Source organism: Dysgonomonas sp. UBA7710 (assembly GCF_002482385.1).
In the GTDB taxonomy this organism is placed as follows: domain Bacteria; phylum Bacteroidota; class Bacteroidia; order Bacteroidales; family Dysgonomonadaceae; genus Dysgonomonas.
On the sequence record NZ_DLFW01000024.1, the window covers coordinates 202,637 to 215,695 of the forward strand.

General features: G+C 39.9%; 5 protein-coding genes. 2 read left to right on the forward strand and 3 right to left on the reverse strand.

The features are described 5' to 3' along the window. Positions 1-9 precede the first annotated feature (9 nt). From B3317_RS08810 to ruvA, 3 genes are all read right to left on the reverse strand, one after another. Positions 10-1,590: a sensor histidine kinase gene (locus tag B3317_RS08810; protein ID WP_291110733.1), complete on the reverse strand. Its 1,581-nt coding sequence runs from the start codon at positions 1,588-1,590 to the stop codon at positions 10-12. Between the two features lie 158 nt (positions 1,591-1,748). After that, positions 1,749-9,242 (reverse strand): cell surface protein SprA, encoded by a 7,494-nt coding sequence (gene sprA / locus B3317_RS08815; RefSeq protein WP_291110736.1) that lies wholly within the window; start codon positions 9,240-9,242, stop codon positions 1,749-1,751. 71 nt (positions 9,243-9,313) lie between these two features. Beyond that, positions 9,314-9,895 carry a Holliday junction branch migration protein RuvA gene (ruvA, locus tag B3317_RS08820; protein WP_291110737.1) on the reverse strand — a complete coding sequence of 194 codons (582 nt, stop codon included), beginning with the start codon at positions 9,893-9,895 and terminating at the stop codon, positions 9,314-9,316. Positions 9,896-10,074: 179 nt separating this feature from the next. Between ruvA and B3317_RS08825 the strand changes: the two genes are divergently transcribed. Beyond that, the gene (locus B3317_RS08825) at positions 10,075-10,713 is read left to right on the forward strand and encodes a nitroreductase family protein (protein ID WP_291110739.1); all 639 of its coding nucleotides are present in this window, start codon (positions 10,075-10,077) and stop codon (positions 10,711-10,713) included. Positions 10,714-10,856: 143 nt separating this feature from the next. After that, the gene (locus B3317_RS08830) at positions 10,857-12,950 is read left to right on the forward strand and encodes a M3 family metallopeptidase (RefSeq protein ID WP_291110740.1); all 2,094 of its coding nucleotides are present in this window, start codon (positions 10,857-10,859) and stop codon (positions 12,948-12,950) included. Positions 12,951-13,059 lie beyond the last annotated feature (109 nt).

Consider the following 13,059-nt stretch of genomic DNA (forward strand, 5'->3'; position numbering starts at 1 on the left):
ACATACAATTTATTTGAGTTGTTCATTATTCTTCATTATAGGCAGACAAATTATAAATTTAGTGCCTTTACCTAATTCACTCTCAGCTTTTATAGTTCCTTTATGATCTTCAACTATTTTCCTCACATATGCCAATCCCAGACCAAAACCTTTTACATCGTGCCGATTGCCTGTAGATACGCGATAGAAACGTTCAAATATCTTCTTTACAAATTCTTTCTTTATACCTATGCCATTATCTTCTACTGAGATATATAGTTTATTATTGCTATTCCAGGTGCGTATCATCAATTCCAGAGGTACATCCTCTCTTCTGTACTTCACCGCATTATCCAATAAGTTAAATAACACATTGGTAAAATGCATTTTATCTGCTTCAATAGCTGATTCTGTGGCTTCTAAATCGATATCCAGATTACCTCCGAATTTTTCAACTTTTATCTGGAAAGTGTTAGCTACACTTACAACCACATCATTGGCATCCAGTTCTTTCATTTTCAGTGTTGCCTTTTGTTTCTCGAAAAGAGATATCTGCAAAACTTTTTCTACCTGAAAACTTAGCCGTTCGGTTTCATCATTTATCACCCCTGATATATGTTTGAAAACTTCCGGAGACTTTGTAATGGAGCCATCTTTAAGCATTTGTGCTGCTAATGAGATTGTTGACACAGGCGTCTTCAGTTCATGTGTCATATTATTCATGAAATCACTCTTCATTTCCGACAAACGCTTTTGGCGGAACGTGATATAAATGATTATAATAAATGTTACCAACAATATAAAGGTAAACAAAATTGACGGATATAGAAATTTTACTTCACTAAACAAGTATTTATCCTTATCAGGGAAATATACTTTCAGGTATGTAACCTTATCCTGCGGATCGTTGGGAAACAACGATTGCAGGTAATAGTCCTTTCTGTTTTGCATCGTAAAAAACGGCTGCTGATATATTGGCTTGTCGTTTTTGTCCACCACTTCGTACTGGAACGGCAACTCTATCCCATTCCCTTTTATCTCGTTTCTGATAAGAACTTCAAGCGATTTCAGATTCACCCGTTCGGCTATAGGTATACTACTTGCCGTATTTATAATACGGTTCAGCACCTCGTTCATTATATCGCTCTCGTAAAGATATTTCTTTTTTTGTTCATCCTGCATACCGAATATAGTTTTCGATATGGCATTCGTTCCACCTTTGCTCGGCGACTGGAAAATCTGACTCTTCGGAGTTTGGGTAGTGGTCGACATATTCAACTCCATATTTATCTCCATATCGGGAGCTGTCATCTTCACTCTTTGCTGATGCGTTACAGTTTCTTCCTGCATCTGATTCTGCAAAGATAATGATCTGTTATAAGCGGCCGCCTGTTTTTTCTGATTCTCAAGAAAAGCCTCATTCAGATACTTTTGTGTCTGATCGAGTTCCAAACTGCGAGAGACCTGCAAAAGGCTTCTGTTAATAATTTCATTAAACTGATCACTCCTTATCCTTATTGATTCTCTAAGGTAGGTTATTTGTAAGTACAATAGGCCAAAGAACGCAAATGCCATTATTCCGGCGAGTATCCATATTGTCGATTTTTTCATTTTAGCCTCTCTATTCTACCAAGACTTGCTTACTTTAATTAAATAAATTTTATAGGTCTCGATTTTACTATTTAACAATTAAGACAAAGATATTGTTTAACATTTGAAAAAATAAACATAAAGGAAATATTTTTTCTATGCAAGCTTATAAATATTTTTTATTGTAGCAAAATAAATTTTAAGCTTATTCCAAAATTACTATTTGTTGTCGGATATGACGACGATGAAATTAATGGTCTGTTGAGAATACGATCATAGAAAGCCCTCAAAGTCAAAGACCTGCTCATTGCATAATCCGCCGATATTTTTAACGTTACAATAGTCGTGCCACTTGTTGCCTGAGTAAAATCTTCCTGTATCTTACGAAGCAAGGCTTCAACTGTTTTATGAGATAAATCAGCTTTTATATTCAAATCGTTATTGAATTGTCCTGTCGATTTCTGACTTAATCCTATCAGGCGGTTAAACTCATTGATGCGATATCCGAATCCGACTACAAATTCTTTCTGTAACGACTCTATGATCTGATAGGATGACATATTTAAGGTTAAAGTACGTGCATTATTATAACGTGTATTGATAGTCATATTATTATTCAGTGTACCTTCAACTCCAAACAGAGGATTAAACACTTCGGATATGCCAACCGATGATATATTGTATGGTGAGGATGGCACCGGATTCCCGCTGAGTATATCACGTATATATCCCAGTTCGTCATCTGCCTGCACCCAATTTGAGAAAGAATTATAATTACTCACCTGATAGTAACAGGTATACGCGTGATTCAGCCGTAAATTCTTAAATTTCTCTTTTATAAGGGGAATGCTGGTTAGTCCGTCATACGCCACTGTCCAGTTAGGTAATATAGATAATAAGGACGGAAATGCTGTAAGCGCAATATTATTTGCACTACGCCCTGTATAAGCAGATATAAATGCCGGAATAAGCACGTCTGCAGAATTGATATCAACCTCGCCAGTGGCAGGTGAATAAGGCTGACCAATAAGTCCCGGAGTATTTTCGCTAATAAAGCCACCACCGGGATAAGATGTATTCCTATATTTAGCCTCCAGTCTGTTTTTTATACGATACCTGTTTACAAGGAATTTTTCGAAAGCTGCTGAATAATAGCCATTTCCGGCATTACTGCTTTTAAGGGCTGAAGACAAAGCCACAGTAGTCATAGAGAAGTTCCCGCCGAATGTTCTCGATGTATTCGGGGTCCCATCTTCTAAAACAGTATACTGAACTTCTGTCCGCTTATTATTCTCATGCTTGGCATTCAGCTCTATCTTGAAGTCCTTAAAAGGTTCTATCTGCGCTCTGAACTCGAATGTTTCGGCCGTGTTAAATACTGATGGCGATACATTCATGGTATTTCCGACAAGCCAGTCCCTGTCTATCGACTTTTGTATAAAGTCATCACCTCCCTCAAAACCAAAAGCAAAACCAAGTCCGGGAACCATTCCATAATCGGAACCTTTCTGACCGAATGCATCACCTATACCCGGTTTGAAGCCTGAAATATACGTTTCATTATGCCTTGAGTAATTAAATCCTAATGTGCGCACCGACATTAGTCCACGCGCTGAATATTCTACTATATCCTGTAATAGTTTCGATGTTCCGGCTTCCTTGTATCTGCCCTCAATGCTCAGTTGTATATTAGTAGAATCTTTATTGTTTATCAGTATTGTATTCTCATCTATTTTCTTAAATTTCACTGCATATACCTTCCCTTCTTTTCTTGCAATTACCTGTATATTCTTTGTATTGAGGCCATGAGTAACCGTAGTAGTGGTATCCCTGTGCAGCATTATATCCTGAGTAAACCGACGTCTTTCAGGTTCACGCTTTTCCCGTTGACGCTGGCCGGGCGATTGCGGCCTCCTCTTTGCATCAAAACGGTCGTTTATTCTTTTCAAAAACGATGATTTATTATATAGTGCGGTCATACTGAATCTGTTTGTCAGATCCAACGTCATTGTATTACTTATGGTATTACCAATCTCCACACTATCTATCTTCGCTCCACGCTCCCACTGATAACCACTCGTATAACCGGCATTAGATGTAACCCAGTCCATAGCCGGTATATTCTTGAACGGAAGCTGATAGGTAACTTTTACTGTCTGGCGATACGAAAGCGGGTCCCCGAGACTTTTCAGACTACGGATAACGGCATCTTTCCATGTGTCATAGTCATCCCTGTTCAGTTTTTTATTCACTTGCAGATATGGTTCTTCTATTTCGGCTCTGGTTCCCGACTGAAAAGAAAATTTCAGATTGCGGGTAAAATCCCAATCGATATTAAAGTCTCTGTCCCATAAGAAAGACTGGCTCCATGATAAGAACTGGCTGGCAGTTTCCCCTCCAAGCCTGTAACTTTCTATATCTCGTAAGGCTGTTTCGGTATAGTACCTTACAATATTTGAATTAAAGGCAATATTGGACGGCAGATAATTAAAGCCTAAAGACCGGGCAAACTTCGCAGCCCCGGACTTACTTTTAGCATTTTTGAATGGTTCCCAGGTCTTTACCATCGGACTATATGTATAATTGAATGTCGCCCGATAATTTTTACTAACATCATATACCGTGGTTGGATTCTTTGTCTCACTCTGGCTAAATGAATAGCCGAAACTAAAGTTTGCCGGGTCGTAGGGCATCGGGGTCTTACTCTGAATATTCACTTTGACATTATTTACACTCACACTCTTTGTTGTAGTTTTCTCCTGAGCCAGACTCTTTATCGAATCTTTTTCGGCTTTAGTTTCCACTATGCTCAAAGCTTCCTTTAGCGTAACATCCTGATCGAACGGATCATATTTAGGCGTAGTCGTCTGATTAGAATATGAATAATATAAAGGCAGACTTACTTTCGCTTTCTCCGGGAAGAACTTACCTAATTCTATGTTAGCAGCAATACTATATGTATGATAATCATCGGAACGTCTTTCCATCAATTTCTGATCTAAGGCTCCGAATCCTACTGTTTCCTTCCGGCCCGATAAATTAATTGTCCCTAAATCGGATAGTGCCACATTCAGATTTCCCTGTGCAGCCCACCCGCCTTCTTCATCAAAATCGGTAAGGCGAAGTTCATTTATCCACACTTCTCCCGATTTGACCACCGTACTGTTATTCCTTACGCCAACCATTATCACATTAATCTCGGATAAGGAAGGATTACCAATTACACTTACCCTGTTGTTTTGCTTATCAGGGTCATACTCGTAATAGAGTGTTGTATATGAAACTGTAGAACCTGCTTTTCGCTTTTCCCTGTTACGGTGCAGTTTCACATCTTTCAATAATTCTAACGGAAAGTCGAACATATTCTCGTTAGGCCATACTACATTCCTGTCGGTTGAACCCTCCGGCGTTATTACTAATGGTATCTCGTATTCATAATAGTTATTCTTATAATCAGAACCCAGACGAATAAATATAGAGAAGTCGCCCCTAACCAATTTCTCTCCATCAATAAGTTCTTCGGCATGAGTAAACATTTGCAGGCGTTTATACCGTCTGAGGTCGTAATATGTATTTTTATAAATCGCGCGCGCATCCCCTGCACTCAGGTCGTGTATACGCATAGACAACGATTGTTCATTCTCCTTTGTCATCTGCGCCTGATCGGGATCGGTGACGCGGCTAAGTCCCGGAGGAAGTACATAATTTACAGGCTTACGATCCGAATTTTCTTCTATGTTTACTGTTGCAACATCAAGAGTACCATTTCCTGACGGCTCGTTATTTTTATTTAGTGTTTGTTCGTATGTACGCCAGTCGCCACGGACTAGTTGTAATGTACCAAAACGCAGAAATGTTGTCTGATTAAAACCGGTCAGGAACATACGCATAAAGCGGATGCTCTTAAAGTCTGAAATATTCCCGATTTTTTCGCCTTGGCGTACAGGTACTTTAAACTGATACCACGTCACTTCTCCAGGCGTGCCGTTACGAAGCGGAACTTCCACTTTACGGCTATCGGCTATGTAATTTTCGCCGACATTCATTTTTTTCGGATCAAGCTCTATCCTGTACTGAAAGTAGGCTTCCGTCTCATTCAGTGTATTATCCTGATCTATATCCTCCACATCGGGCACAGGCCGGGCAGCCGTTGAGTAACTCTCAGAAGTCTGTTTCGTATCAGGGGAATTTCCTTCGGTATTGTTATAGTATTTATAGCGGTCGAGAATACTTACCTCATCGCGGTCATAATCGGCACCACGATAGAAATGATATGTATCTCCGGCAGGGTCGTTCAATGGTGAAAACGGATCAGCTTTTAATTTTTCTCTTGCTGCCGCCGATAGTTTGGCATCATAATCCTGTAAATATTTACTATATGTACCAAATATAAATTCTTCTTCTGTGCTCAACCCGTTCAGCCCCACATCCTGCTTTCTCCGGGCATCGCTTCCGGCATTATCGTCAAAAGCATAGACAGTCGACTGACGTTTTGGCACTTTACCCCATACCGTGGTTTCTACAGCATCGGGATCATCATTGACAGGAAGCCCGTTTTCAAAGAATTTCTTACCGTCTTTGAGAATATCTTCCGATATTTCCCCCAGATTTATATATAACTCTCCCCCTTTAACTGTCCGGTCATAAACAAACGGGTCCATCAGCCAGAATTCTATATACTCTACATTCGACGCTTCAAAATCACGTACATCCATCCGGCGGGTAATTCCTCCCCAACGGGCTTCAGGATTCTTCAGTTTTCCATCCGAATCTATATTTGTTGCATCCAGGTTGTAAGGGCCTCTCTCATTGGGATAGAAGGAAAGATTCAAAGCCGGGAGAGTCGCTGATTCATTATAGGGAACATCCTTATTCGGATAAATCTCATACATATTAATTTCCCGTACAAAGTGATTGGATAATTGGTCCGGATCATTCTTTATATGATTCGGTGTCAGAGACGAACCTTTACGGGTAAAAAGATTGTCTATCATGAACCATGAGAGCATGGCCCGGTTCATACCGTACTCAATTTGATTACTCAATTTAGCTTCTTCGAATAATATCTTATTATCCTTACCTTTAGCACCAAAAGGTGTTGAAGCCAAAGTCCACGCATAAGGATTTTTCACATCTATCCGCGATTGTGATGATTCGAAATCATCCAGATAAGAATATCCTCCCGCTTCTTTACTCTGATAATGTCCGGGTATCATCTGGGCAAACTCGGCATTGAACGAAATCTGAGATGGCTGGGTCGCTTCTACAAATGGCAATTTATCTACAAGATTTGTCAGCCACATCGATTCTGTTTTGTAGGATGTGTTCAGTCCCCACAAAGTATTTTTCACAGACTCGTCACCAATCTGTGTTTTCATCGTCAGCGGCTTCTCATAGTAGTGCATAATAGTACCGCCAATATTGAAATTTTTTGAAATATCGTAACTCAGATTAAGCCCCAATAAGGTTTTTCGCTGCATATTGAATGTCCTCCCCTCTGAAGAAACCTGTATCGGTGTATTGGAATCCAGCAAATTCTGATTGATAATCGTAACTCTTCCCGCTATATAATCGACTATATAGTCCACACCTTCGACCAATGTAGCTCCGGCGGCTGTTAATTTCACGGAACCCTGAGGTATATTGGTGGCGTTAAGGTCTATCTCGGCATTACTGGAACCTGACCCGCGATATGAACCTGATATTTTGAATTTATTCTTCTCTGCTATTTGCTGGGCAACAGTCAACGTGGAATCATATAACTCCTGATAGACATATTTATCCGCAATGGTATTGTTCCCTATCTTCTGCCTCAAATGAGAGCCAAAAGGCTCGACCACAGGAAAGAAAACACGTCCGTTCTGTGACTTAACGGTATATCCTTCAACGAAGTCAAAGATACCGTCACCCTTAGTACCTTCTTTATTCGTTACTTCATTGTTACGGGAATCGAGCCTGTCGAGATTCATGACTCTCAACAGCAATTCATTCCTGATATTACCTTCCGGAATGTAATTTATATACGTGCCTATAGTGTCTGACTGATAAGATATATTCAACCTGAAATGGTCTTGTTGAACAGCATTATCACTTACCTTATATACGTTCTTCATCATCATATCCCAAGTGTAGGAACGAGGAGAAAGAGAGACGGGCTTTATCAGCTTTATAAACAAAGCTCCGGATTTTGGATTGCCGGGATCATATTTATCTACAATATCAGTCGCCAATTCACCCACCTGATAGTCCTTGCCATTAGCCGTATAAGTATAGGCTACTGCAAGCACTTCATCGGCTTGCAGAGCCGAAGTTAACGATATATAACCCAATTGAGGATTAAAAGTATATTCAGCCTGAGTCAGCAACCGGGCGCTCTCTATTTTTTCATAATCGAGGCCGCTTTCTATATATCCGCTAAACAGGCCCGTGATCTGGGATATATCCCTGGCTCCGGGTTTTTCCGATTTAATGGTAGCGTATAGATTATTTGCATCATTATCAGGATTGTCCGGTTTACCTATGGCGGCAGTCCACTTACTATTCTTGATTTTTGTATGTTCTCCTATATCGGCAAATGCGACTATATTACGGGATTGCGTGTAATCCCCCCTCTTGTTCGTCACCCATACTTCAATATTTGTAATATTGACAGGCGACTGAATAAAAGGCAGTTTAGACATCGCCTTATCATAGTTGTCCCTGAAATAGTTGGATATGAAGAAATGCCTGTTGGCATCGTATTGGTCGGCTTTGAATTCGTACTCATTGGTTTGGATACCTCCCTTCGAACTTGTAGTTTGAGATTCGGACTCTTGTTGCGATACAACCATATTGACACGTAATTTGCCAAACTGTAATTCTGTATTGATCCCGAAAAGAGATGTTCCTCCGTTGATGAGGGAGTTAGTCGTTGCCATGCTTACATTTCCGGCTTCGATATGTTTTATTATCTCATCTTCTTTTCCCTCATATGCCAATTTTAGTTTTTTAGAATCAAAATCGAATAATGCCTTTGTGTCATAATTCATATCAAAATTAATCTTATCGCCGACAGATGCCGTTACATTCATCTGTATATCTTCATTAAACTCAAAGGCTGTTTTACTTCTGTTGCGCTCCGATAGAGTCGGATTATCCGTACTTGTATGCTTGACTCCCATCGTAGCCTCTACATATCCCTGCGTTCTCACCTTTACCCCTCCGGCACCAAAGAGCTTCTCGGCCGGACCTATATCCAGCTTTATATCCTTCAATGAGAATTCATCTTTTTCGTCCTTATTGTTGTAGGTTTCCACATTCTTTCCCTTAAAGTAGTCGGACATAGAACGTTTCAGCGTATAGTCCATATATTCTTTAGGGGTAAGCGAAAAAGGTGTTGATATTTCCTGATCTCCTACTTTGGTGCGAAAGATGTATAGTTTTGTATTGGGGTCATATTCTACCGACGTCTCAATATTAGACGGTGTTTTCAGATCGGCAGGAGGGTTATTTCTCAAATCCTCATATGTAGTTATCTGTGTTTTCTTTACAGGATAACGGGGTACTGTATCCTGAGATTGTAGTTCTTCAGCATAAGCAAAAAAGGAATCTGCTTTACCGGTGATACCGGAAAACAGGCTTACAGAACTTATGAGGAGCGTAACTACAAATGAATATTTGATATATCTTTTCAACTCTAAAAAATAACCGATAATAAGGTCACAAACCTATCTATTGCCTTGCTAAGTTAAAATACACTACATACTTAGAGCATCTTCAACGCTGTCTTTATAATCTGCTCAACTGTGCTATCAGCCTTATCCTTTAATATTTTAGCCACAACTTTTTGTGATGCCTGCTGGGTAAACCCGAGCATTACCAATGCAGCTACAGCTTCTTCTCCCGACGGATGCCCCGACGCAAACATATCGACCTGTTCTATTCCGCTTACTTTTATCTTATCTTTCAGGTCTACGATTACACGCTGAGCCGTCTTTAATCCAATACCTTTCACTGTCTTCAACATATCTGAATTTCCCGAGGCAATAACATTAGCAAGTTCCTGTGTGTTCATCGAAGATAATATCATACGCCCGGTACTGGCTCCGATACCCGAAACACTGATTAGCAGCATAAACAACTCGCGTTCCTGTTTATCAAAAAATCCAAATAACTGGTGAGCATCTTCTCTTATAGCTTCGTAAATGAAAAGTTGTGCACTTTTCCTGCCGGTCAGGCTCGAATATGTATTCAACGATATACTTATAAAATATCCTACGCCATAGGTTTCAAGGGTGACTGAGGCCGGGGTTAATTCCGTGATTTCACCTTTTATATAGTCAATCATAACTCTATTATATTACACTGGTTAATTAATAACGAAAAAACATTAAAAAAAGTATATTCCTCAAGAGAACTTTTTCAGACTATTCTATCTCCGCAAATATCTTATTTAATGGGCAAAGATAAAGTTTTTAGATTAGTTTTTATACCTTTGTCTGAGTCTATTAATCCCAAAAGAGAACTATGCAATTAAAGAAAGTTAAGAATCAGGCCAACAATCTGTTTACAGAACGCACTTCAATCAGAAAATATGATCCGTCGATAAAAATCAGCAAAGAGGAAATGTCCGATATTCTGCAAGATGCAATGACTGCACCCTCGTCATTCAACCTGCAACCATGGCGTTTTTTCATTTTCGACAGCGAAAAAGGCAAAGAGTTAATAAAGCCATATATGATGTTCAACCAATTGCAATGGGAAACCTCATCCGCCATTATAGCCATCTATGGTGACATGGACAATTATTCCTCTGCCGATAAAATACTGTCGGGCGATGTGGAATATGACTTAATGACACAGGAACACAAAAATAAAATGCTGGAAATCATTACCGGTTATGGTGCAGGTTATACAGAGGAAAGACTAAGAAATTCCATTCTGCTCGACTGTGGCTTTGTGACAATGCAGCTGATGCTTGCCGCTAAAAATTACGGATATGACACCAATCCTATAGGTGGATTTATGCGTAAAGAACTGACCGAAGCCCTAAATCTTGATTCCAAGCGATATATTCCCATATTACTTTTATCTATAGGGAAAGCTGCCGAAGAAGGTAAAGACACGGTACGTTTCTCTGTAGATGAAGTTACTCAATGGAAATAATTTGCGCTGTGAACAATCTATAAGGTACAACAGTTTACAACACGGCTAAAGTCACAGACCGGTTTAGTAACAGTTTAAATTGTACCGAAAATATATTATCAAATTCTATCTATTACTTATTAACTTTAAAAACCCTGATTTATATGAAAAAACTCATATTATCTATTTTATTATTAATAATAGCGATGACAACAATTCAAGCTCAAAACCCGTTCTTTTCGGCGTATAAAACGCCTTACGATACCCCCCCGTTCGATAAGATAAAAAACGAACATTACGAACCTGCCATAGAGAAAGGTATTAAAGACCATACTACGGAGATAAACAAGATAGTAATGATCAGGGCTGTCCCTACGTTTGAGAATACAATAGTACCGCTGGATGAATCAGGAAAACTTCTGTCGCGTGTTACATCAGTGTTCTTCAATCTGCTGAGTGCAGAAAGCAATGACGAAATGCTGCAAATAGCACAACGGGTACAACCGAAGCTTTCGGCACACTCGAATGAAATTAACCTGAACGAAGGGCTGTTTCAGAAAGTGAAAGCCGTATATGATAAACGGTTCGAATCCAACCTTAATCCGGAACAAATCCGTCTGGTGGAAAAAACATATCAGGGATTCGAAAACAGAGGAGCCACACTCACAGGCAAAGACAGGGATACTTATAAGGAATTATCTTCTAAATTGAGTCAATTAACCCTGACTTTCGGACAAAATGCCTTGAAAGAGAATAACAAATTTGAAATGTTGCTGACAGACAAAGCCGATCTTGCCGGGCTTCCTAAAATAGCTTTGGATGCTGCTGAAGCCAAAGCCAAGTCTAAAAACAAGGAAGGATGGCTATTCGATCTGTCGGCTCCAAGCTATATTGCATTCATGAAATATTCTTCTCGCCGCGACCTTAGGGAGAAGCTATATAAGGCTTACACCAGCCAATGTGCCGCAGGCGGAGAATTCGACAATCAGGAAAATGTCAGAGAGATAGCCAAAACCCGTATGGAAATAGCTAATCTGCTGGGTTATTCCGATTACGCAACTTATGTATTACGCAACAAAATGGCTAAGGACAAGAAGCATGTATATGAACTGCTCGATAACCTGTTCGATGCCTATACCAAAGCTGCCCGCGAAGACGTGAAAATGGTCGAAGGTTTCGCTGTAGGCATGGAAGGTAAGGATATCGATCTTCAGCCTTGGGACTGGTCGTACTATTCCGAAAAACTGAAAGATGCAAAATATAGTGTAAGTGACGAACTGGTACGTCCATACTTCGAACTGGAAAATGTAAAGAAAGGCGTATTCGGACTGGCTACCGATTTGTATGGCATCACTTTCAGAAAGAATACTAAAATTCCTGTTTATCATCGTGAAGTAGAAGCGTTTGATGTATTGGACGAAAAAGGTAACTTTCTTTCCGTGCTTTATACGGATTTCCATCCGCGTGAAGGAAAAAGGCAGGGTGCATGGATGACAGAATTTAAAGGACAATATATAGAGAAAGGTAAAGATTCTCGCCCGCAGGTGCTTATTGTAATGAACTTTACCCGTCCGGCGGGTACAGACCCTGCTCTGCTTACATTTGATGAAGTGGAAACATTCCTGCATGAATTCGGGCACGCATTGCACGGTATGCTTACAAAGTGTACTTACGAATCTTTATCCGGAACTAATGTCTTACATGACTTCGTGGAACTTCCTTCTCAGATAATGGAAAACTGGCTGACAGAAAAAGAATATCTGGATAAGTTTGCCGTACATTACAAAACAGGGGAGAAAATTCCTGCCGAACTGGTAAAGAAACTTGTGGATGCAGCGAACTATAATGCTGGTTACCTCTGCTATCGCCAATTATCGTTCGGATACCTGGATATGGCCTGGCATACACTTACCCAGCCATATACGGGCGATGTGATCGGCTTTGAACGTAAAGCGATGGCTAAGACCGCTCTCCTGCCTCTGGTAGATGGCAGTGCCATGTCTCCTTCATTCGGTCATATATTCTCGGGCGGATACGCGGCCGGATATTACGGTTATAAATGGGCTGAAGTACTTGATGCAGATGCTTTTGCCCTATTCAAAGAAACCGGAATTTTTAACAAAGAAACAGCAGAATCGTTCCGTAAAAATATCCTCGAAAGAGGAAACACAGAGGAACCTATGGGCCTGTATGTCAAATTCAGGGGACAAGAACCGTCTGTGGATGCATTGTTGATTCGCAACGGTGTGAAAAAATAACAAATATTACCTTTTATAAAAAGGCTACTCTTTCAGTCGAATAGCCTTTTTACTTTTATCCAACTAAATGGATTTTATAAAAATTAATTACTATTTACTATAAACGATA

Coding starts and splice junctions, on each gene's coding strand:
- B3317_RS08810 (WP_291110733.1), bottom strand. CDS start 1,590: ATGAAAAAATCGACAATATGGATACTCGCCGGAATAATGGCATTTGCG.
- ruvA (WP_291110737.1), bottom strand. CDS start 9,895: ATGATTGACTATATAAAAGGTGAAATCACGGAATTAACCCCGGCCTCA.
- B3317_RS08825 (WP_291110739.1), top strand. CDS start 10,075: ATGCAATTAAAGAAAGTTAAGAATCAGGCCAACAATCTGTTTACAGAA.
- B3317_RS08830 (WP_291110740.1), top strand. CDS start 10,857: ATGAAAAAACTCATATTATCTATTTTATTATTAATAATAGCGATGACA.